17 protein-coding genes are annotated in these 21,242 nt (G+C 74.2%); 11 read left to right on the forward strand and 6 right to left on the reverse strand.

The window, feature by feature from the left end:
- Nucleotides 1-60: 60 nt before the first annotated feature.
- Nucleotides 61-912: an esterase/lipase family protein gene (locus ACZ3ZD_RS02640; protein WP_467392676.1), complete on the reverse strand. Its 852-nt coding sequence runs from the start codon at nt 910-912 to the stop codon at nt 61-63.
- A gap of 224 nt (nt 913-1,136) precedes the next feature.
- Between ACZ3ZD_RS02640 and ACZ3ZD_RS02645 the strand changes: the two genes are divergently transcribed.
- A complete protein-coding gene (locus ACZ3ZD_RS02645) occupies nt 1,137-1,559 on the forward strand; it encodes a cobalamin B12-binding domain-containing protein (protein ID WP_467392678.1) in 423 nt (140 codons plus the stop codon).
- On the opposite strand, the gene ACZ3ZD_RS02650 is transcribed toward ACZ3ZD_RS02645, so the two are convergent.
- Nucleotides 1,535-3,181 (reverse strand): DUF5691 domain-containing protein, encoded by a 1,647-nt coding sequence (locus tag ACZ3ZD_RS02650; protein WP_467392680.1) that lies wholly within the window; start codon nt 3,179-3,181, stop codon nt 1,535-1,537. The genes ACZ3ZD_RS02645 and ACZ3ZD_RS02650 overlap by 25 nt on opposite strands.
- 112 nt (nt 3,182-3,293) lie before the next feature.
- On the reverse strand, nt 3,294-4,649 hold the full coding sequence (locus ACZ3ZD_RS02655; protein WP_467392682.1) for an SWIM zinc finger family protein: 1,356 nt from the start codon (nt 4,647-4,649) through the stop codon (nt 3,294-3,296).
- A gap of 132 nt (nt 4,650-4,781) precedes the next feature.
- On the opposite strand from ACZ3ZD_RS02655, the gene ACZ3ZD_RS02660 reads away from it, so the two are divergent.
- The 5 genes from ACZ3ZD_RS02660 to sucD all read left to right on the forward strand — a co-directional run bounded on the left by ACZ3ZD_RS02660 (nt 4,782) and on the right by sucD (nt 12,464).
- Nucleotides 4,782-5,912 carry an ATP-binding protein gene (locus ACZ3ZD_RS02660; RefSeq protein ID WP_467392684.1) on the forward strand — a complete coding sequence of 377 codons (1,131 nt, stop codon included), beginning with the start codon at nt 4,782-4,784 and terminating at the stop codon, nt 5,910-5,912.
- On the forward strand, nt 5,909-8,566 hold the full coding sequence (locus ACZ3ZD_RS02665) for a DUF5682 family protein (RefSeq protein ID WP_467392686.1): 2,658 nt from the start codon (nt 5,909-5,911) through the stop codon (nt 8,564-8,566). Before ACZ3ZD_RS02660 ends, ACZ3ZD_RS02665 begins: the two co-directional genes overlap by 4 nt.
- 129 nt (nt 8,567-8,695) lie before the next feature.
- Nucleotides 8,696-9,895 (forward strand): VWA domain-containing protein, encoded by a 1,200-nt coding sequence (locus ACZ3ZD_RS02670; protein ID WP_467392688.1) that lies wholly within the window; start codon nt 8,696-8,698, stop codon nt 9,893-9,895.
- 479 nt (nt 9,896-10,374) lie between these two features.
- Complete coding sequence (sucC, locus tag ACZ3ZD_RS02675) at nt 10,375-11,553, forward strand: ADP-forming succinate--CoA ligase subunit beta (RefSeq protein ID WP_467392690.1); 1,179 nt, start codon at nt 10,375-10,377, stop codon at nt 11,551-11,553.
- Nucleotides 11,554-11,579: 26 nt separating this feature from the next.
- Entirely contained in the window at nt 11,580-12,464 is an 885-nt protein-coding gene (sucD, locus tag ACZ3ZD_RS02680; RefSeq protein ID WP_467392691.1) for a succinate--CoA ligase subunit alpha, read from the forward strand.
- 103 nt (nt 12,465-12,567) lie between these two features.
- Here sucD and ACZ3ZD_RS02685 read toward each other — a convergent pair whose 3' ends face one another.
- On the reverse strand, nt 12,568-13,440 hold the full coding sequence (locus ACZ3ZD_RS02685; protein ID WP_467393279.1) for a SigE family RNA polymerase sigma factor: 873 nt from the start codon (nt 13,438-13,440) through the stop codon (nt 12,568-12,570).
- Nucleotides 13,441-13,536: 96 nt separating this feature from the next.
- Here ACZ3ZD_RS02685 and ACZ3ZD_RS02690 point away from each other — a divergent pair, with 96 nt between their 5' ends.
- A complete protein-coding gene (locus tag ACZ3ZD_RS02690) occupies nt 13,537-15,432 on the forward strand; it encodes a cell division protein PerM (protein WP_467392693.1) in 1,896 nt (631 codons plus the stop codon).
- Between the two features lie 6 nt (nt 15,433-15,438).
- On the opposite strand, the gene ACZ3ZD_RS02695 is transcribed toward ACZ3ZD_RS02690, so the two are convergent.
- The gene (locus ACZ3ZD_RS02695; protein WP_467392695.1) at nt 15,439-16,398 is read right to left on the reverse strand and encodes a hypothetical protein; all 960 of its coding nucleotides are present in this window, start codon (nt 16,396-16,398) and stop codon (nt 15,439-15,441) included.
- Between the two features lie 295 nt (nt 16,399-16,693).
- Between ACZ3ZD_RS02695 and purN the strand changes: the two genes are divergently transcribed.
- Entirely contained in the window at nt 16,694-17,332 is a 639-nt protein-coding gene (gene purN, locus ACZ3ZD_RS02700; protein WP_467392697.1) for a phosphoribosylglycinamide formyltransferase, read from the forward strand.
- Nucleotides 17,329-18,891: a bifunctional phosphoribosylaminoimidazolecarboxamide formyltransferase/IMP cyclohydrolase gene (purH, locus tag ACZ3ZD_RS02705; RefSeq protein ID WP_467392699.1), complete on the forward strand. Its 1,563-nt coding sequence runs from the start codon at nt 17,329-17,331 to the stop codon at nt 18,889-18,891. Before purN ends, purH begins: the two co-directional genes overlap by 4 nt.
- A 116-nt stretch (nt 18,892-19,007) precedes the next feature.
- On the opposite strand, the gene ACZ3ZD_RS02710 is transcribed toward purH, so the two are convergent.
- Entirely contained in the window at nt 19,008-19,607 is a 600-nt protein-coding gene (locus ACZ3ZD_RS02710; protein ID WP_467392701.1) for a hypothetical protein, read from the reverse strand.
- Between the two features lie 237 nt (nt 19,608-19,844).
- Here ACZ3ZD_RS02710 and ACZ3ZD_RS02715 point away from each other — a divergent pair, with 237 nt between their 5' ends.
- Together ACZ3ZD_RS02715 and ACZ3ZD_RS02720 are read left to right on the forward strand one after the other, a co-directional pair.
- Entirely contained in the window at nt 19,845-20,699 is an 855-nt protein-coding gene (locus ACZ3ZD_RS02715) for a bifunctional methylenetetrahydrofolate dehydrogenase/methenyltetrahydrofolate cyclohydrolase (protein ID WP_467392703.1), read from the forward strand.
- Nucleotides 20,689-21,162, forward strand: coding sequence for a DUF3017 domain-containing protein (locus ACZ3ZD_RS02720; protein ID WP_467392705.1), 474 nt, complete (start codon nt 20,689-20,691; stop codon nt 21,160-21,162). The genes ACZ3ZD_RS02715 and ACZ3ZD_RS02720 overlap by 11 nt, the downstream gene beginning before the upstream one ends.
- Nucleotides 21,163-21,242: the final 80 nt, after the last annotated feature.

Below are 21,242 nucleotides of genomic sequence, written 5' to 3' on the forward strand. Positions count from 1 at the left end.
GGCCTGACGTTCGAAGAATGTTCGATGTCGATCGGCGATGGGGCGGTGTGTGCCCGTCTCTCAGGCCACCGTCAGGCCGCCCGCGGCCCGGTCCACGGGGTTCGGGACCTCCAGCGCCTCGCGTATACCGGCGGCCACGGCCGGGTGCACGGGCAGCGCGAGGTGGCCGATACCGGACACCCGGACGTTCTGCGCGTCGAGGTCGGGATGCTCCAGGCAGGCCGACTCCAGCGGGTCCATCAGGGAGTCCAGGTCGCTCCAGAAGCTCACGAAGCGGGTCCGGCAGCCGGCCGCCGGCCGGGCCAGCTCCTCGATCACCGCTGATCCGGGCCGCATCTGCCGCACGATCGGATGCGCGTCCGCCAGCGGAGCCACCCGGGTCCCCGAGTGCGGTGTACCGAGCGTGACCAGGGTGCGAACCCGCAGGTCACCGCCCAGGCACTGGACGTAGTAGCGCGCTATCAGACCGCCGAGGCTGTGTCCCACGATGTCGATCCGGGCGCTGCCGGTGCGCTCGCAGATCTCCTCGATGTGCCGGCCGAGCAGCTCGGCGGCCGCGCGGATGTCGCAGGTCAACGGAGAGTAGTTGAGCGACTCCACGCGCTGTCTACCGTGCTGGGCCAGGGTGCGGCGGAGCAGGACGAACACCGACCGGTTGTCGATGAAACCGTGCAGCAGGACCACCGGCGGGGCGGGACGCAGCGGCAGCCGGGCCGTGCCGTCCGGGTCGGGCAGGACATCGGAGCGGCGCTCCTGGATCAGGCCGGTCGGATACAGCAGGAGGTGACCCGCCAGGATCGCGGCCTCCAGGGCCGTCGCCCGCAGCAGTGTCATGGACAGACCGGCCAGTCTGCCGGGCCACAGGCGGCGACAGAGCGGGTAAAAGAGCGGCAGCACCCCGGTGACCTTCATGGCCGACCTCCTGTCGGCACGCCGGAGGACGGCTAGGTCCCCCGTGTGCCCTCATGTCCCACCATGTGATTTCCCCCTCCCCGCGTCCCGTAAAACTGCTCGCTGCGGGATGCTGGAGATAACGTTCGTTCACTTCGCGGCGGTGGCGGAGCACGCCGGAAGTGCGGTACTTGTCGGTACGGACGGAAGCCGATCGCTTCCGGGCTCGCTTGATGGAGGCAGTGATGGGTGTGGCAGCCGGTCCGATCCGCGTGGTGGTGGCCAAGCCGGGGCTCGACGGCCACGACCGCGGGGCCAAGGTCATCGCGCGCGCCCTGCGCGACGCCGGCATGGAGGTCATCTACACCGGGCTCCATCAGACGCCGGAGCAGATCGTGGACACCGCCATCCAGGAGGACGCCGACGCGATCGGCCTGTCCATCCTGTCCGGCGCGCACAACACGCTGTTCGCGGCGGTCATCGACCTGCTCAGGGAGCGGGAGGCCGAGGACATCCTCGTCTTCGGCGGCGGCATCATCCCCGAGGAGGACATCCCGCCGCTGAAGGAGAAGGGCGTCGCGGAGATCTTCACCCCGGGCGCGACGACCACGTCGATCGTGGAGTGGGTCCGGGAGAACGCCCGTCAGCCGACCGCGTCCGGGGGCTGAGCGGCGACCTCCCCAGGGGTGGGCGGGGCCAGCTCACGTCTCATCGCCGCCCGCAAGCGCAGCGTCGTGACCAGCCGCTGGAAGGCCTCCGACCAGTACCCGCCGGCTCCCGGGGCGGCGTCCTCCCGTTCGTCGGGTATCGCCAGCAGCGCCTCCAGCCGTACCGCCTCCGACGGGTCCAGGCAGCGCTCGGCCAGCCCCATCACCCCGCTGAAGCTCCACGGGTAACTGCCCGCGTCCCGGGCGATGTTGAGGGCGTCCACGACGGCCTGGCCCAGCGCGGGGGCCCACGGGACCGCGCACACCCCGAGCAGTTGGAACGCCTCCGACAGGCCGTGCGTGGCGATGAACCCGGCGACCCACGCGGCCCGTTCGGCCGGTTCCAGCGCGGCCAGCAACTTCGCCCGGTCCGCCAGGGACACCGCGCCCGGGCCGCCCGCCTCCGGTGCCGACGGCGAGCCGAGCAGCGCCCGCGACCACGTGGCGTCCCGCTGCCGCACCGCCGCCCGGCACCAGGCCGCGTGCAGTTCGCCCTGCCAGCCGTCCGCCACCGGCAGCGCCACGATCTCCTCGGCAGTCCGCCCGCCGAGCCGCCGCGGCCAGGTGCCGAGCGGTGCGGCCTCCACCAACTGCCCCAGCCACCAGGACCGTTCACCCCGGCCCGTGGGCGGTGTGGCCACCACGCCGTCCCGTTCCATACCGGCGTCGCACTCGTGCGGCGCCTCCACCGCGATCGTCGGCGCGCCCCCCGTACGGTCCAGGGCCACACACGCCGTGGCCCGCACCGCCATCCGCGCGGCGAGCGCCGAGTCCGGCAGCCCCGACAGCAGTTCCGCCGCCGTCGCCCGGACATTGCGGCTGCGGTCGCCCAACGCCTGCTCCAGGAACGGCTCGTCCGCCGCGGACAGGCCCGTGCGCAGCGAGTCGAGGAACATCAGCCGGTCCTCCGCCCGTTCCGTCGCCCAGGTCGACACCAGCAGATCGCGGCCCAGCGCGGGCGTACGGGTGCGCAGCGCGCCCAGCAGCGCCGCCCGTTCGGCGAACAGCCCCTCCTGCCACAGCCGGCGCACCGCCTCGGCGTCCTCCGGGTCGGGCAGGGCGGCGCCGCCCCCGGAAGTGGTGCGCAGAGCGAACCGCCAGTCCGGGTTCAGCCGGGCCAGCCACACCGCGCGCGGACCCGCGAACGCCAGCGCCGCCGGGCGCAGATCCGTACGCCCCCGGGCCGCGTCCAGCAGCGCGGGCAGCGCCTGCGGGGGTGCCGCGTACCCGTGGGCGTTGGCCGCCGCGAGCCACTGCGGGAGCAGTTCCATGAGGTCCGGGGTGCTGCCCCGCCGGCCGCCGGACCCGCCGCCGGACCGGTCGGCCAGCAGGGTGGTGAGCCGGCGCGCCGCCGCTGCGGGCAGTGCCGGGCGGGGGTCGGCGGGCGCGCGCCCGGGCCGTCGCGCCGCCCGCGCGGGCCGCAGCCCGGCCCGCCGCCGTACGGTCGCCACGGCGGCCGCGTCGAGCAGCGCCAGCGGCGCCGGCCGGCCGGGCGTCGCGTGCGCCGGGGCGCGCCGGTCCGTGCCGAGGACCGCGGTCGTCACCAGCTCTTCCCAGGAACTCTCCGGTGAGCGTTCCGGCATGCTTTCGGGCGCAGCGGTGTCCCCACCGGCCGGTGTCCCCTGCATCACGTCCCTTCCCCTTCCCTTGCTCTCTTCCCGTCGCCTGCCTGCGCGTGGGTGTCCGTACGGCCGGTCAGCACAGCGGCACCGCCTCGCCCGCCTCCTCCGGCCAGGCTGTGAGCGGGGTGAAGCCGCGATGGCCGCACTCGCCGAAGACCGTGACGGGGGCGCCGCCGGACAGCGCGACCAGCCGCCACAGACCGGGCCGCGACCGGGCGGCCCGGCTCAGCGGCAGGGCCGCGTCCGTGTCGGCGTCGGCCAGCTGCCACCGGTCGCCGTCCGGAACCGGTACCACCCGGCCCAGGGTGACCGGGACCGAGTCCAGCCAGGGGTCGTCGGTGAGGGCCGTGCCGTAGCGGGCCGCCGCCTCGGCGGTGGTCACGCCCGGCGGCCGGAACCCGGCCGGGGCCGGCGGGGCGAACCGCTCGCCCAGCGCGGCCCGGGCCTGACCGGAGCCCGGATACGCCGTCAGCTCCGCCTCCAGGGCCAGGCCGACCGGCAGGGACAGCTCGGGTGCCCGCCCCGCCGCGCCGTAGCCCAGCAGCAGCCTGGTAGCGCCGGACGCGGCGCCGTGCAGCCATATCCGGCGCGTCGTCAGTTTCGGGTCCGCCGTGTCGTACTGGGCGAGGACCAGCCAGCGGTCGCGCACCGGCGGGCCGTCCGGCGAGGCGGGCAGGCCGAGCCGGGAGCGGACCGTGGCCGCGAGGGCCTCCGGCAGCCGGTCGCGGCGCAGCCAGCCCTGGTCGAGCAGATGCAGCAGCGCGCACTCCTCCAGCAGCCGCGCCGGCCAGCCTGCGCCGGACGCCGGCACCGCCCCCAGCTCCCGCACCCGCGCGGCCAGACCCGGCGCCTGGGCGTCGACCATGCGGGCCGCCGTCTCGTCCCACACGCCGTACCCCGCCTGCTCGGCCGTGGCCAGGCCGCCGCGCAGCAGGTCCGCCAGGCGCTGCTCCAGCTCGCTCGCCCCCGCCGTGACCCGCTCGGCCCGGCGCTCGGCCCGCCGCCGGGCCGCCTCCGGATCCGCGGGCGCCGCCGCCGAACCGCCCTCGCCCCGCGCCTCCTTCGTCCGCGCGCGTCCGCGCCGGCCGGTGAGCCACTGCCCGGCCCATTCCGGCGGCAGCGCGCCGGCCGGCACCGCTCCCTCCTCGCCCGCCCACAGCAGGAGCAGGCCGAGCGCGTGCTTGCACGGGAACTTACGGCTCGGGCAACTGCACTTGTACGCCGGTCCGGCAGCGTCGGCCAGGTCCACCACCGTCTGGTACGGCCTGCTGCCACTGCCCTTGCACAGTCCCCACACCGCCCCCTCTCCGCTCCCGGTCCCGGACCACGGGCCGGCCACGCCGAGTCTGCTCCCCGCCTTGCGTGACGCGGCGTCAGGCGCCAGTGCCAGCACCTGCTCCGCGGTCCGTCGCACCCCCTGCTCAGTCATGCCACCGACGGTAGGTCCCGCCACTGACAATCGACCCGGCGAGCGTATCCGTGCAGGTCAGAGCAATTGTCAGTGGCGTGGTGCACGGTGGGTGCCAGAACCGAACCGGCCGAGCTGGAGGGGGCCTCAGCCATGACTGTGTCCGTGGAACCGACGATCGCCGCACCCGACCGCGACCAGGCCGCGCAGGCGTTGCGACCGCACGCCGAGCACGCCTTCGCGGCCGAACTCGCCGCGCTCGCCGCACAGGACGACCGCCCGCGCCCGGCCCGCTGGAAGCTGTCGCCGTGGGCGGTGGCGACCTACCTGCTCGGCGGCACCCTGCCCGACGGCACGGTGATCACACCCAAGTACGTGGGCCCGCGCCGCATCGTCGAGGTCGCCGTCACCACGCTGGCCACCGACCGCGCCCTGCTGCTGCTCGGCGTGCCCGGCACCGCCAAGACCTGGGTGTCGGAGCACCTGGCCGCCGCGGTCAGCGGTGACTCGACGCTGCTGGTGCAGGGCACGGCCGGCACCCCGGAGGAGGCGATCCGGTACGGCTGGAACTACGCGCAGCTGCTCGCCCACGGCCCGAGCCGCGACGCCCTCGTGCCCAGCCCCGTCATGCGCGCCATGGCCGAGGGCATGACGGCCCGCGTGGAGGAACTGACCCGTGTCCCGGCGGACGTGCAGGACACGCTGATCACGATCCTGTCGGAGAAGACCCTGCCCATCCCCGAGCTGGGCGCGGAGGTCCAGGCGGTCCGCGGCTTCAACCTCATCGCCACCGCCAACGACCGCGACCGCGGGGTCAACGAGCTGTCCAGCGCGCTGCGCCGCCGCTTCAACACCGTGGTGCTGCCGCTCCCGGAGAGCGCCGACGCCGAGGTCGACATCGTCACCCGCCGGGTCGAGCAGCTCGGCCGCTCCCTCGACCTGCCGGCCGCGCCCGACGGCATCGAGGAGATCCGCCGGGTCGTCACCGTCTTCCGCGAGCTGCGCGACGGCGTCACCGCCGACGGGCGTACGAAGCTGAAGTCCCCCAGCGGCACGCTGTCCACGGCGGAGGCGATCTCCGTCGTCACAGGCGGCCTCGCGCTCGCCACACACTTCGGCGACGGCGTGCTGCGGCCGGGAGACGTCGCCGCGGGCATCCTCGGCGCCGTCGTCCGCGACCCGGCGGCCGACCGGGTCGTCTGGCAGGAGTACCTGGAGACGGTCGTCCGCGAACGCGAGGGCTGGACCGACTTCTACCGCGCGTGCCGCGAGGTGAGCGCATGACCGGCACCGACGGGAGCACGGCGTACGCCGCCGGGCCGCTGCTGCTCGGCGTACGGCACCACGGGCCCGGTTCCGCGCGTGCGGTGCGGGCCGCCCTGGACGCGGCGCGCCCGGCCGCCGTCCTGATCGAGGGCCCGCCCGAGGCCGACGCGCTGATCCCGCTCGCCGCCGATCCGGGCCTGCGGCCGCCGGTCGCGCTGCTCGCCCACGCCGTGGACGAGCCCGGCCGCTCGGCCTTCTGGCCGTTCGCCGAGTTCAGCCCCGAGTGGGTGGCCCTCCGCTGGGCCGTGGAACAGGGCGTCCCGGCCCGCTTCATCGACCTGCCGGCCACGCACACGCTCGCGGGGGAGCGGGGGACGTGCGACGCCGGTTCCGAAGAAGAGACGTCCGAGCCCGACCGCGGTGACGAGGTCCGCGTCGACCCGCTCGCCGTGCTCGCCGAGACGGCCGGGTACGACGACCCGGAGCGCTGGTGGGAGGACGTCGTCGAACACCGGGGGCCGGGCGCCCGCGACCCCTTCGCGCCGTTCGCGGCGGTGGCGGAGGCGATGAGCGCGCTGCGCGAGCGGTACGGCACCGGCGGGCACACCCGGGACCTCGTCCGCGAGGCGCACATGCGGCTCCGGCTGCGGGACGCGCGCAGGGAGTTCGGGGACGCCGTGGCCGTCGTGTGCGGGGCCTGGCACGTGCCCGCGCTGCGCGAGAGGACCACCGTCACCGCCGACCGGGCCCTGCTCAAGGGCCTGCCCAAGGTCAGGACCGACCTGACCTGGGTGCCGTGGACGCACCGCAGGCTGGCCCGCGCCGGCGGATACGGCGCGGGCATCGACTCCCCGGGCTGGTACGGCCATCTGTTCCGCGCCCCGGACCGGCCGGTCGAGCGGTGGCTCACCAAGGTGGCCGGGCTGCTGCGCGCGGAGGGCCGGGTCGTGTCCTCCGCGCACGTCATCGAGGCCGTACGGCTCGCGGAGACCCTGGCGGCGTTGCGCGGCCGCCCGCTGCCCGGCCTGGGCGAGACCACCGACGCGGTGCGCGCGGTGCTGTGCGAGGGCTCGGACGTGCCGCTGGCGCTGGTGCACGACCGGCTGGTGGTCGGCGACGTCCTCGGCGAGGTCCCGGAGTCGGCGCCCGCGGTGCCGTTGCAGCGGGACCTGGCCCGGCAGCAGCGCTCGCTGCGGCTCAAGCCGGAGGCGCTGGAGCGCGAGCTGGAGCTGGACCTGCGCGGGGACACCGACGCCGGCCGCAGCAGGCTGCTGCACCGGTTGTGGCTGCTCGGCGTCGGCTGGGGCGAGCCGGGCCGGTCCCGGGGGAGCACGGGCACCTTCCGGGAGACCTGGCGGCTGCGCTGGGAGCCCGAGCTGTCCGTGCGGGTCGCCGAGGCGGGCGTGTGGGGGACGACCGTACGGGCGGCGGCCCGGGCCAGGGTGGAGGCGGACGCGGCGGCCGCGCGGGCCCTGGCCGACGTCACCTCGCTCGCCGAGCAGTGCCTGCTGGCCGGGCTGCCGGACGCGCTGCCCGTGGTCATGCGGGTGCTCGCCGACCGGGCGGCGCTGGACACCGACGTCGGCCACCTCGCGCAGGCCCTGCCCGCCCTCGTCCGCTCCCTGCGCTACGGCGACGTGCGCGCCACCGACACCGGCGCGCTGGCCGAGGTCGCGTCTGGTCTCGCCGAGCGCATCTTCGTCGGCCTGCCCCCGGCCTGCACCGCACTCGACACGGACGCGGCGGAGGAAATGCGCGACCACGTGGACGCCGTCCACACGGCGGTGGGCCTCCTGACGGAGAGCCTGCCCGAGGCGCCGACGGGCGGGGTGGCCGGCGCGGAGGGGGTGGCCGGGGGCGGCGCCGGGGCCGACGGCGGCGGCAGCGGGCCGGGCCCGGGCCGTGAGAAGCGCGAGGAGCACCGGGCGTACGAGCGCGGTGGTGGGCTTCGGGGGCGTTGGCGTGCGGTGTTGCGGGTGCTGGCGCTGCGGGACAACGCGCCCGGTGTCATCCGGGGGCGGGCCGTGCGGCTGTTGCTGGACGACGGGGCGCTGCCGGCCGAGGAAGCGGCCCGGCTGATGGGGCTCGCCCTGTCGCCGGGCACCGCGCCCCCCGCTGCCGCCGCCTGGATCGAGGGGTTCGCCGGTGGTGGGGGCGGGCTGCTGCTGGTGCACGACGAGCGGCTGCTCGGCCTGCTCGACACCTGGCTGACCGAGGTGCCGGCGGAGGCCTTCACGGATGTGCTGCCCCTGCTGCGGCGCACCTTCGCGGCGTACGAGCCGGGGGTGCGCAGAACCCTTGGCGAACTGGTCCGACGCGGCCCCGGGGACCGGCCGGGCGGACCCGCCGCCCAGCACGCCACGCTCCCCGGCTTCGACGCCGAACCGGACAGCGACCGCGCGGACGCCGTGCTCCCGGTACTGCGGCTCCTGCTCGGCCTCGACGGGGACCACGCCCCCGCACCCGGCGCGGCACCCACCGCGCCACCCGGCACGAACACGGCGCCCACCCCGTCCCCCGGCGCACGGCCCGACACGGCGACCGCCGTGGCGGACAGCATGGCGACCGCCGTGACACGCGTCCCGGGACACGGCGCCCCCGACATCCCCTCGCGCGGCGCACGGCACAGCAGGACGCCCGTCGCCGCGGGCACCCAGCCGCGCGTCGCATAGCCCGGCACAGCGGCCGTCGACGCACACAGCACCGGGCACCCCGCAGCACACCGCCCCGGCCCCCGACCCGACAGCCCCCAGCCCGACCGCCCCCGACCCGACCGCCCCAAGGCCCAAGGAGGTAGGCCCATGACAGACACGACGGCCGAGCCGCAGCACCCCCCGCAGGACCCCCCTGCGAACACCCGGGGGGAGCGGTTGCGGCGGTGGCGGTTGGTGCTGGGCGGGGAGCAGGCCGACGGGACCGGGTGTGCGCTGGCGGGGCGGGACGCGGAGATGGATGCCGCGCTGGCCGCGCTCTACGGGAGGAGCGAGAGAGGAGCGCGGTCGGGGCGGGACCGGTCGGCGGGGCTCGGGGCCTCCGCGCCGTCCGTGGCGCGCTGGCTGGGGGACATCCGCCGCTACTTCCCGTCCTCCGTCGTCCAGGTGATGCAGCGCGACGCGATCGACCGGCTCGGCCTCGCCTCGCTGCTGCTGGAGCCGGAGATGCTGGAGGCGGTGGAGGCCGACGTCCACCTGGTCGGGACGCTGCTCTCGCTGCACAAGGCGATGCCGGAGACCACGAAGGAGACCGCCCGCGCGGTGGTGCGCAAGGTGGTGGAGGACCTGGAGAAGCGGCTCGCCACCCGCACCCGGGCCACCCTCGCCGGCGCCCTGGACCGCAGCGCCCGGGTCAGCCGCCCCCGCCACCACGACATCGACTGGAACCGCACCATCGCGGCCAACCTCAAGCACTACCTGCCGGAGAACCGCACGGTCGTACCGGAACGGCTCGTCGGCTACGGCCGGGCCGCCCGGTCGGTGCGGAAGGAGGTCGTGCTCTGCATCGACCAGTCCGGGTCGATGGCGTCGTCGGTGGTGTACGCGTCGGTGTTCGGCGCGGTCCTCGCCTCGATGCGGTCGGTCAGCACCCGGCTGGTCGCCTTCGACACGGCGGTGGTCGACCTCACCGACCAGCTGGACGACCCCGTCGACGTGCTGTTCGGCACCCAGCTCGGCGGCGGTACGGACATCAACCGGGCGCTCGCCTACTGCCAGGAGCGGATCACCCGGCCGGCCGAGACCGTCGTCGTGCTGATCAGCGACCTCTACGAGGGCGGCATCCGCAACGAGATGCTCAAGCGGGTCGCGGCGATGAAGGCGTCCGGGGTGCAGTTCGTGTCGCTGCTCGCGCTGTCGGACGAGGGGGCGCCCGCGTACGACCGCGACCACGCGGCGGCGCTCGCCGCGCTCGGCGCACCGGCCTTCGCCTGCACCCCCGACCTGTTCCCCGAGGTGATGGCGGCCGCCCTGGAGAAGCGGCCCCTGCCCCTACCGGACACCGCGTGAGTGGAACCGGCCGGGCGTGGGCACCCGGTGGGCAGCCGGTCCGAGGGTTCGGAGCAGCTCCGCGGGGCGGCCGGCCCGGGTGGCCGAAAGCCGTCGGTCCGTCCAGGAGGTGCCTCGCGGGCGGGACGGGTGGTCCCCATTGGGGTGGGGACCAAGCGTCCCGGCCCCGGTCGCCCGGGGCCGCCAGGGGGGTCTCACCGGGTACACCCCAGCCCGGTGAGGCCTCGCACATCGCCCGTACCGCGACGATGCGGCGGCACCCCGTGCCAGGGAATCCGGCATCATGTGACAGGTATCACCGCTCAGGTGTGACCCGCGATTTAGAGGGCCCCCGCAAGCAGAGATAACCTGCGAGACGGACATGCCGCGCGCTCGGACACCGTGTGCGCCCCCCTAGTGACATGCGGACGTCACGTTGCCCTTCGCGGCACGCCCACGCATCCAACGAACCGCGAGATCACTGATAGGGACGGAAGCGCGTGGACCTGTTCGAGTACCAGGCGAGGGACCTCTTCGCCAAGCACGATGTACCGGTGCTGGCCGGTGAAGTCATCGACACGCCTGAGGCGGCGCGCGAGATCACCGAGCGTCTGGGCGGCAAGTCCGTCGTCAAGGCGCAGGTGAAGGTCGGTGGTCGCGGCAAGGCCGGTGGCGTCAAGCTGGCCGCCTCCGCGGACGAGGCCGTCGCCCGCGCGACGGACATCCTCGGCATGGACATCAAGGGCCACACGGTCCACAAGGTCATGATCGCCGAGACGGCTCCGGAGATCCTCGAGGAGTACTACGTCTCCTTCCTCCTCGACCGTGCCAACCGCACCTTCCTCTCCATCGCCTCCGTCGAGGGCGGCATGGAGATCGAGGAGGTGGCGGCCACCCGTCCGGAGGCCGTCGCCAAGACCGCGATCGACCCGATCGACGGCGTGGACGAGGCCAAGGCCCGCGAGATCGTCGAGGCCGCCAAGTTCCCGGCCGAGGTCGCGGACAAGGTCGTCAACGTCCTGATCAAGCTGTGGGACACCTTCATCAAGTCGGACGCCCTCCTGGTCGAGGTCAACCCGCTCGCGAAGGTCGCCTCCGGTGAGGTCATCGCCCTCGACGGCAAGGTGTCGCTCGACGACAACGCCGAGTTCCGTCACCCGGAGTACGAGGAGCTGCACGACAAGGCAGCCGCCAACCCGCTCGAGGCGGCCGCCAAGGAGAAGGGCCTCAACTACGTCAAGCTCGACGGCGAGGTCGGCATCATCGGCAACGGCGCCGGTCTCGTCATGAGCACCCTGGACGTCGTCGCGTACGCCGGTGAGCAGCACGGCGGCGTCAAGCCGGCCAACTTCCTGGACATCGGCGGTGGCGCCTCCGCCCAGGTGATGGCGAACGGCCTGGAGATCATCCTGGGCGACCCGGACGTCAAGTCCGTCTTCGTGAACGTCTTCGGTGGCATCACCGCCTGCGACGAGGTCGCCAACGGCATCGTGCAGGCCCTGAAGCTCCTGGAGGACCGCGGCGAGAAGGTCGAGAAGCCGCTCGTCGTCCGTCTCGACGGCAACAACGCCGAGCTGGGCCGGAAGATCCTCACGGACGCCGACCACCCGCTGGTGCAGCGCGTCGACACCATGGACGGCGCGGCCGACAAGGCCGCCGAGCTGGCCGCCGCCAAGTAAGCACGAGGACGAGGACTCACACCACCATGGCTATCTGGCTCAACAAGGACAGCAAGGTCATCGTCCAGGGCATGACCGGCGCCACCGGCATGAAGCACACCAAGCTCATGCTCGGTGACGGCACGAACGTCGTGGGCGGCGTCAACCCGCGCAAGGCGGGTCAGACCGTGGACTTCGACGGCACCGAGGTACCCGTCTTCGGCAGCGTCAAGGAGGCCGTCGAGAAGACCGGCGCCAACGTCTCCGTCATCTTCGTGCCGGAGAAGTTCACCAAGGACGCGGTCGTCGAGGCCATCGACGCCGAGATCCCGCTGGCCGTCGTGATCACCGAGGGCATCGCGGTGCACGACTCGGCGTCCTTCTGGTCGTACGCCGGCAAGAAGGGCAACAAGACCCGGATCATCGGCCCGAACTGCCCCGGCATCATCACCCCGGGCCAGTCGAACGTCGGCATCATCCCGGGTGACATCACCAAGCCGGGCCGTATCGGCCTGGTGTCGAAGTCCGGCACGCTGACGTACCAGATGATGTACGAGCTGCGGGACATCGGCTTCTCCACCGCCGTCGGCATCGGTGGCGACCCGATCATCGGCACCACGCACATCGACGCCCTGGCCGCGTTCCAGGACGACCCCGACACCGACCTGATCGTGATGATCGGTGAGATCGGTGGCGACGCCGAGGAGCGCGCGGCCGCGTTCATCAAGGAGAACGTGACCAAGCCGGTCGTCGGCTACGTCGCGGGCTTCACCGCGCCCGAGGGCAAGACCATGGGCCACGCCGGCGCCATCGTCTCCGGTTCCTCCGGCACCGCCCAGGCCAAGAAGGAGGCCCTGGAGGCCGCGGGCGTCAAGGTCGGCAAGACCCCGACCGAGACGGCCAAGCTCGCCCGCGAGATCCTGAGCGCCTGACCTTCTCCGCTCCGCTCGGTAGGCCCGTTCCCCATGCCGGGGGCGGGCCTACCGCCGTTCGCGCCGCGTCGGCACCGCCCCTCCCGGGGCGTGTCCGCAGTTCTCACCGCGGCTCCGGGAACACCCGCTCCGGGCCGGTCGTCCGCCGGCGCAGCTTGGCCCGCAGGGCCTGCTCCTTGTGGGAGAGGGGGCCCGCGGCGACCGGGGGCGGGACGCCCTGCACCGCCTGGGCGGGGGCCACCGGGGCCTCGTAGCGCGTCGGTGCCGTGCGCAGCGTGAGCGTCGTCGCGCCGATGATCGTGACCGTGAAGGCGATGGCCGCCCGGGTCCAGAAGACGTTCCGGCGTTCGCAGCCGGTGCGCACGACCGTCGGGCCGGCCGCCCGCAGATGCTCCGTCGAGGCCAGTTCGAGCAGCCGGCGGTGCAGCTCGGCGGGGTCGGACAGCTCCGGCAGCCGCGCGGCCACCGCCTCGCGCGCGTGGGTGAGCCGGCTGGCGGCGGCCGGTGTGCTCGCCTCGGTCTCCGCCGCCGTCTCCGGCAGGTCGAGGCCCACACCGTCGTACAGCACGAGTGTGCGCCGGTACGACGCCGGCAGTTCGAGCAGCGTGTACAGCAGCGCCCGGTGCGCCGGGTCGGCGGGCGGGGGTTCCGGGGACCGGTAGCGGGGGCGGAAGCGGTGCCAGGGGGAGAGCGCGTAGTCGTACGCCACAGCCCGCACCCAGCCGGCCGGGTCCCGGTCCCGGGCCACCTCCGGCCAGCGCTGCCAGGCCAGCTGGAAGGCCCGCTCCACGGACTCGCGGGCGAGCTCCCGGCGCCCGGTGAGCAGATAGGTCTGGCGTACGAGGGCGGGTGCGCAGAAGGCGTACAGCGCGTCGAAGGCCTGAGCGGGCGTCAGCGGAGGTGTCTTTTCGGTCGTCAGACCCGCCTGGGGCGACCGTTCCTGAGGGGCCGTCGGCCCGGCACTCTGTGTCGCCATCATGCACCCTTCTGTACGAAAAAGAACATAAACGTATATTGAGCGACACTTCGGAAGTTCGCCTGTTACGACGGGAAAGCGCGTGTCGTTGGGAGCATGGCGTGCGTGATCCACATGACCGCTCGCCGCTCTCCGTCGCCGCTGCTGTCGACCCGCATGCGCGACCGCTCGCCCGGCCTCGGCGCGAGCCTGCTGGGCGGTGCCGTCGCGGCCGGACTGGGCCTCGGTTCGTTCGCCGTGCTCGTCATGGTGCTCTGGGTCAGCTCGCCGTACCCGGACAGCGGACCGGACGGCGCGCTGCACATCGCCGCCGCCCTGTGGCTGCTCGCGCACGGCGTCGAACTGGTCCGCACCGACACGCTCTCCGGCACCCCCATGCCCGTCGGCCTCACCCCGCTGCTGCTGCTCGCCCTGCCGCTGTGGCTGGTCTACCGGGCGGCACGGGACGCCACGGACGCCTCCCCCGAACCGGACGGCCCGCCGCCGGTGGGGGCGCGTACCGCGTGGACCGGTGTGGTCCTCGGCTATCTGGGTGTCGGCACCGCCGCGACGCTGTACTGCTCCGGCGGCGAACTGCGCCCGCAGTGGGCCTGGGTGACGCTGTGTCTGCCGCTGGTCGCGGCGAGCGCGGCCGGCGCCGGGGTGTGGTCGGCGCACGGCCGTCCGCCCGAGCCGGTGCTGAGCGTGCTGGTGGTGGTGCCGGGGCCGGTGCGGCGGCTGGTGTTCGGCACGGACGCGCGGGCCCGGCTGGGTGCCGCCGTACGCGCCGCCGGCGCCGCGACGACCGTGCTCTTCGGCGGCGGCGCCCTGCTGGTCGGGGCGTCGCTGGTGTGGCACGGCGAGCCGGCGCGGACCTCCTTCCTGCAGCTGACCGAGGGCTGGACGGGCCGGTTCGCGGTGCTGCTGCTCGGCATCGCCCTGGTCCCCAACGCGGCGGTCTGGGCCGCGTCCTACGCGCTCGGCCCCGGCTTCCTCCTCGGCACCGGGCACCTGGTCGACCGGTTCGCCTCCCACCCGGCCCCGCTGCTGCCGCCGTTCCCGCTGCTGGCTGCGGTGCCCGGGCCGGGCCCCGGCACGCCGTACACGTGGGCGGTGGGCGCGGTGCCCGCGGTGGCCGGGATGACGGCGGGGTGGTTCGTGGCGCGGGCGGCCGTGGAGCGGCCCGCGTCCGGGGCGCCGGCGCGGGCCCGCTGGTCGGCCGGCCGGACCGCCGGGGTGGTCCTGCTGACGGCCCTGGTCTGCGCGGGGTTCGTCGCCCTGCTCGCCGGGCTCGCGGGCGGCTCGATGGGCGTGGCCGCGCTGGCCCACCTCGGCCCGCTGTGGTGGCGGACCGGGGGTGCGGCCGGGGCGTGGACGCTGGTGTTCGCGCCGCCGGTGGCGCTGACCGCCCGCCTCTGGCGGCTGCGCCGCCGGCGCCGGCCCCGCGGCGGCGTCCCCGCACAGGGCACGCAGACGGGGGCCCCGACCGGGGCGAAGAGCGGTGGCGTGCAGCCGGCGGGGGAGACCGCGGGGGCCGGGGGCACTGCTGCGGGAGCCGCTACGGCCCCCGACGCGGCCACGGCCGGCGAGGCACCGGCCACGGCCGCCGACGGCGACACCCCGGGCGCGGCGGCCGCGGGCGGACGCGGCCCGTGGGGGCGGGGCAAGGACCCGGTCAAGGGGGGTACGGCCGCTCAGGCGGCCGGTGCGGACGAGGAGGAGCCGTACGAGGTGCTGCCCGCCGCCGACGCGTTCCCGACCACCTATCCGAGCCCCTTCCCGACCTCGTTCACCGAGCCGTTCCCCTCGGGCTGGCACGACGACGTCGCCCGGGCCTCGCGCTGGGCGGCCCTGAAAGAGGTGGCGGGCACGCCCGGACTCCCCGAGGACGACGCCGACACCACACCGCCGCCGGGCCCCGCGACCAAGCCCGAACCCGAACCCGAGGCCGAACCCGAGCCCGGTGCCGAAGCCGAGCCCGGTGCCGGTCCGCGTCCGGAAGCCGCCGAGTGAGGGGCGTCAGCCGTTGTCCACGCCCAGGACGCCGCGCAGCTCCCGGGGGAGCAGGGTGTCGCAGGACTGCTTGGCCTCGTGGGTGAGCGCGTCGTTCACGCAGGTGTAGTAGTCGCGGTAGACGAGCTGCACGGTGAACGTGGACGCCACCAGGACCAGGGCCAGGGACGCCGTGACCAGGCCGCTGACGGCCGCCGTCGTCTGGGGGCGGCCGGTCTGGGCCGCCGGAGCCCCCGGAGTTGCCGGGGCCGCCGGGGCGTCCGGGGACGGCCGGAGCGGCTTGGCGCGCAGCGCGCTGATGCCCCAGTACAGGGCCAGCGCGCCCAGCAGCAGCGCCACGTAGGGCCAGCTGAACAGGGCGAAGAAGACCGACCACATCCCGCAGAGCAGGGCGTACCGCGCGCGGCGCTGGGCCGGGTCCGTCGGGTCCCAGCGCATGCCGGGGCCGGCCGGTCCGCCGGGCCCATGGGGGCCGCCGCCGGGCCGTTCGCCGAAGCCGTCGGGGGAGCGGCCGGGCTGCCGGTCACTCCACTGACTGCCCCAGGGGGAACCACTACCGGGCCCCTGACCGCCACCCTGCCCGTGCCCGTGCCCGTGCCCGTGCCCGTGCCCCTGCCCGTGTCCGGACGCGCCCCCGGGGTGGCGGGGCTGCCACGGCCGGTCGGGAGCCCCCTGCGGCGGCGGCGCGAACGGATTGTCGTCCTGCGATCCGCGACCACGCCCGGAGTCACCCTGGCCCGAGCGGCCGTGTCCCGAGTCGCCCCGCCCGGAGCCGCCGCCCCAGCCGGAACCGCCCTCGCCCGATCCGCCCTGCCCGGAGCCGCCCTGGCCCGAGTCGCCGGGGCCGCCCCCCGGTGTCTCGGTCGGCGGTGAGGTCGGGCGCTCCCGCAGCAGCGCGGCGCCACGCTCGCCCCCCTGGGCCGGGCGCGGCGGGAACGTGAGGAGTCGCAGGCTGCGGTCGGGCATCAAAAGAGCGTCTTCCCCTAGGTGACTACGGCAGTCCGTCATGAGCTTCCACCCCCGTGAACGCACCGCACGACGACCGCGTTCCCGAGGCTGCTCCTTCGTGACTCCTTGCGAACGCTACCGTCCGGCCGGCCACCCGTCCCCGGGGCCCCTTCCCGAGTGCCGGTATCGTTGCTGGCGGTCGGCCGCTTCGTAGACTTCCCCGTATACCGGGGCGCGAAGCATTCGTACGACTGTACAAACCGCCCGGCCGGCCGACGGCCGGACCCGTCGTTTCCCGAGAAAGGGCCCCACCGTGGCCGCCACCACCCCTGGCCCAGCGGTCAAGCGCCTCGTCGTGCTGGTCTCCGGATCCGGCACCAACCTGCAGGCGCTCCTGGACGAGATCGAGCGCACCGGAGCCGAGGCGTACGGCGCGCGGATCGTCGCCGTCGGGGCCGACCGGGAGGGCATCGAGGGACTGGCCCGCGCCGAGCGCGCCGGGATCCCCACCTTCGTCCGCAAGGTCAGGGACCACGGCTCTCGCGAGGAGTGGGACGCGGCGCTCGCCGGGGCCGTCGCCGCGTACGAGCCCGACCTCGTCGTCTCCGCCGGCTTCATGAAGATCGTCGGCAAGGAGTTCCTGGCCCGTTTCGGGGGACGGTTCGTCAACACCCACCCCGCCCTGCTGCCCAGTTTCCCGGGGGCCCACGGGGTCCGTGACGCGCTCGCGTACGGCGCCAGGGTCACCGGCTGCACCGTCCACTTCGTCGACGACGGCGTCGACACCGGCCCGATCATCGCCCAGGGCGTGGTCGAGATCCGGGACGAGGACGACGAGAGCGCGCTGCACGAGCGCATCAAGGAAGTCGAGCGAAGGCTGCTCGTCGAGGTCGTGGGGCGGCTCGCCCGCAACGGCTATCGCATCGAGGGACGAAAGGTAGTTATCCAGTGACCGCCGAGAGCAACAAGCGGGCCATCCGTCGCGCGCTGGTCAGCGTCTACGACAAGACCGGTCTTGAGGAGCTGGCCCGCGGGCTGCACGAGGCCGGGGTGGAGCTGGTCTCCACCGGGTCCACGGCCGGCCGGATCGCCGCCGCCGGTGTCCCCGTCACCAAGGTCGAGGAGCTGACCGGCTTCCCGGAGTGCCTGGACGGCCGGGTGAAGACCCTGCACCCGAGGGTGCACGCGGGCATCCTCGCCGACCTGCGTCTCGACAGCCACCGCGAGCAGCTCGCCGAGCTGGGCGTGGAGCCGTTCGACCTGGTCGTCGTCAACCTGTACCCGTTCCGGGAGACGGTCGCCTCCGGTGCCTCGCCCGACGAGTGCGTGGAGCAGATCGACATCGGCGGCCCCTCGATGGTCCGCGCCGCCGCCAAGAACCACCCCTCCGTCGCCGTGGTCACCAGCCCGGAGCGGTACGCCGACGTGCTCGCCGCGGTGCAGGACGGCGGCTTCGACCTCGCCGCCCGCAAGCGCCTGGCCGCCGAGGCCTTCCGGCACACCGCCGAGTACGACATCGCCGTCTCCTCCTGGTTCGCCTCCTCCTACGCCCCGGCCGACGACTCCGCGTTCCCGGAGTTCCTCGCCACCAGCCTGCAGCGCGCGCACACCCTGCGTTACGGCGAGAACCCGCACCAGCCCGCCGCCCTCTACACCTCCGGCGAGGGCGGCCTCGCGGCGGCCGAGCAGCTGCACGGCAAGGAGATGTCGTACAACAACTACGCCGACACGGACGCCGCCCGCCGTGCCGCGTACGACCACGCCGAGCCCTGTGTCGCGATCATCAAGCACGCCAACCCGTGCGGCATCGCGGTCGGCGCGGACGTCGCCGAGGCGCACCGCAAGGCGCACGCCTGCGACCCGCTGTCCGCGTTCGGCGGTGTGATCGCCGTGAACCGGCCGGTCACCAGGGAGCTGGCCGAGCAGGTCGCCGAGATCTTCACCGAGGTCATCGTGGCCCCGGACTACGAGGAGGGCGCGCTGGAGGCCCTCACCCGGAAGAAGAACATCCGCGTGCTGCGCTGCCCCGACGCCCCGGCCCATCCGGTCGATGTCAGGCCGATCGACGGCGGTGCGCTGCTCCAGGTCGCCGACCGGCTCCAGGCCGAGGGCGACGACCCGGCCCACTGGACGCTGGCCAGCGGCGAGGCGCTCCCCGCGGAGGAGCTGAGGGAGCTGGCCTTCGCCTGGAAGGCGTGCCGCGCGGTGAAGTCCAACGCGATCCTGCTGGCCAAGGACGGCGCCTCGGTCGGTGTCGGCATGGGCCAGGTCAACCGCGTCGACTCCTGCAAGCTGGCCGTCGAGCGGGCCGGCGAGGAGCGGGCCCGCGGCTCGTACGCGGCCTCCGACGCCTTCTTCCCCTTCCCCGACGGCCCGAGGATCCTCATCGCCGCCGGTGTCCGGGCGATCGTCCAGCCGGGCGGCTCGATCCGGGACGAGCAGGTCGTGGAGGCCGCCAAGAAGGCGGGCGTGACCATGTACTTCACGGGCACGCGCCACTTCTTCCACTGATCGTGCGCCGCGCCCCGGGGGCGCACGCACAAGGTCCCGCCCGTCGGCCGACGGGCGGGACCTCGTCTTCGTGTACGGCGGCTCACCGCCGCCCTGCCGGCGGGGTGCCGGGTGACTCAGTACTGCGGGCGGTTGAACCAGGCACCGCCGCCCTTGTTGGCGCAGAACACGATGATCAGGATGCCGAGCACCAGGCTGATGAGCGCGAAGACGTTGGCGGTCAGCAGGCTGATCAGGCTGAACAGCGTGACCACCGAGCCGTAGACGATCGCCGAGACGCGCGCACCGCCGCGCCCGCCGGAGAACTTCACGCCGGTGAAGACCGCCCAGAAGGCGAACGCCAGGACGATGACGCCCAGGACGACCAGCGCGCCCACGCCGTAGCTCGTGGCCTTGTCGGCGTCGTCCGAGGAGACGCTGCCGTCCGACGAGATGAGGTTGCGGATCCGGTCGGCGAAGACGACGCTGCCCACGACGAACAGCAGGCCGGCGAGCGCCTGGAAGCCGCCCAGGATGAACAGGAACACGCGCGCGGCCTTCACCCCGCCCGGCATCTCCACGGGACCGGCCGGGTAGCCGTAGCCCGGCTGCTGGACCGCGGGGGCGGCCGGGTAGCCGTAGCCCGGCTGGCCCTGGGGGGCGGCGGGGTAGCCGTAGCCGGGCTGCTGCTGGCCCTGCGGGGGACCGTAGGGGTTCTGGGGCTCGCCAAAGCTCATGGCGGTCTTTCCTCCGTTGCTCAAGTGCGGGGACGACGCGCGGCACGGTTCGGAGGAGAGTTCTACAGATGCGGTCCGTCCCCCCGGCACTGCCCGCGGCACTGTGCGCCCATCGTTCTTTAACGGGCTCTTACTTGTCCAGCCGGATCCCCAGGTGTTGTGCAAGTGCAACATCACTGATCAAGCCGTGACACCCGGATTGGAACCGGGGCCGGGTCATCCGCGAGGATGGGACCCATGACCGCCCAGATTCTCGATGGCAAGGCCACCGCAGCCGCGATCAAGTCCGATCTGACCGCCCGCGTGGCGGCGCTGAAGGAAAGGGGCGTCACGCCCGGCCTCGGCACGATCCTCGTCGGGGAGGACCCCGGCAGCCAGAAGTACGTCGCCGGCAAGCACCGCGACTGCGCCCAGGTGGGCATCGCCTCCATCCAACGCGAGCTGCCGGCCACGGCGAGCCAGGAGGAGATCGAGGCGGTCGTACGCGAGTTGAACGAGGACCCGGCCTGCACCGGCTACATCGTCCAGCTGCCGCTGCCCAAGGGCATCGACGAGAACCGCATCCTGGAACTCATGGACCCGGCCAAGGACGCCGACGGGCTGCACCCGATGAACCTGGGCCGCCTGGTGCTGAACGAGCCGGCCCCGCTGCCCTGCACCCCCAACGGCATCCTCAGCCTGCTGCGGGCCCACGGCGTGGAGATCAAGGGCGCCGAGGTCGTGGTCGTCGGCCGCGGTGTCACCATCGGTCGCCCGATGCCGCTGCTGCTCACCCGGCGCAGCGAGAACGCCACCGTCACCCAGTGCCACACCGGCACCCGTGACCTCTCCGCCCACCTGAAGCGGGCCGACATCATCATCGCCGCGGCCGGCTTCCCGCACCTGATCCGCGCCGAGGACGTCAAGCCCGGGGCGGCCGTCCTCGACGTCGGTGTCTCCCGCAACGCCGAGGGCAGGATCGTCGGCGACGTCCACCCCGACGTGACGGAGGTGGCCGGCTGGATCTCCCCGAACCCCGGCGGTGTCGGCCCGATGACCCGGGCGCAGCTGCTGGTCAACGTGGTCGAGGCGGCGGAGCGCAGTGCCGGCTGAGGACGCACCCGGATCCGCGGAACCGACCGTGCGCGACGCGATCAGCGCCCCCGACGCCGAGGGGCGCCCGCGCCGCGTCACCCGCCGCTTCCCGCTGTTCACCAAGGACACCGCACGCCCCGAGGGCGGCGGTCGGGCCGCGGCCGGCGACGCCCCGGCGCCCGCCCGGCAGTGGCCGATGCTCGTGGTGGTGTCGGCGGTCGCCCTCGGCCTGCTGCTGACGGCGCTCGACATGCTCCGCGCCGGCACCCTGCTGATCGGCGCCGCCCTGCTGGCCGGGGCGGTCCTGCGCTGGATGCTGCCGAGCGTCGGCATGCTCGCCGTCCGCTCCCGCTTCACCGACATCGTCACCTACGGCGTGCTGGGTCTGGTCATCTCCCTGCTGGCGCTGATGATCCAGCCCGACCCGCTGCTGAAGATGCCGTTCCTGAAGGACATCCTTCACCTCACGGTCACCAAGTAGCGGCCCGCGTACGGCCGGTGGCCCACGCCTCCCCCGGGGACGCGGGCCACCGTCGTACCCCCCGTCCCGACGACGCTACG

It is taken from the genome of Streptomyces sp. NPDC023481, from assembly GCF_055560195.1.